We start from the raw sequence: 458 nt of genomic DNA, 5'->3' as shown, positions 1-458 counted from the left end.
CGGAGCGGCCGCCGAACCGCCCGCGGCGGTCCGCGCCCAGTTGGCGGGCGAGCATCTGGCCGCCCGGCGCCAGGGGCGGCGCGGCCCGCAGCGGCTGACCGCCGCGGACGGCATGACGTACTCCCTCTTCCCCATCCACAGCGGGGAGGCGGGCGACGAGGTGCGCGAGACCGTGCTGTCCGACTGGCTGCTGGTGGTCGGCGCGGACGCCGACGAATGGCCGGAGGAACGGCTGGATCTGCTCTATGGAGTCACCCAGCTCATCGCGGTCGAGCGCGACCGGCGGAACGCGTCGCGCACCGTGCGGCGCAGGCTCGCCCAGGAGGTGCTGGAGCTGGTCCACACCGGCGCGCCGCCCGCCGAGATCGCGGCCCGGCTGCGGGTGGCCGCCCCGGTCCTGCTGCCGGGGCTCGGCACGGCGCCGCACTGGCAGGTGGTGGTGGCCCGGGTGGAGTGGG

Annotated in this window: 1 pseudogene; it reads left to right on the top strand. The window is 77.1% G+C overall.

The features are described 5' to 3' along the window. Nucleotides 1–458, top strand: a pseudogene (locus KN815_RS49685) (PucR family transcriptional regulator); the annotation flags it as partial.

Origin of the sequence: Streptomyces niphimycinicus (genome assembly GCF_018883605.1) — a bacterium.
Lineage (GTDB): Bacteria > Actinomycetota > Actinomycetes > Streptomycetales > Streptomycetaceae > Streptomyces > Streptomyces niphimycinicus.
This window is presented reverse-complemented; position numbering and strand designations above follow the sequence as displayed.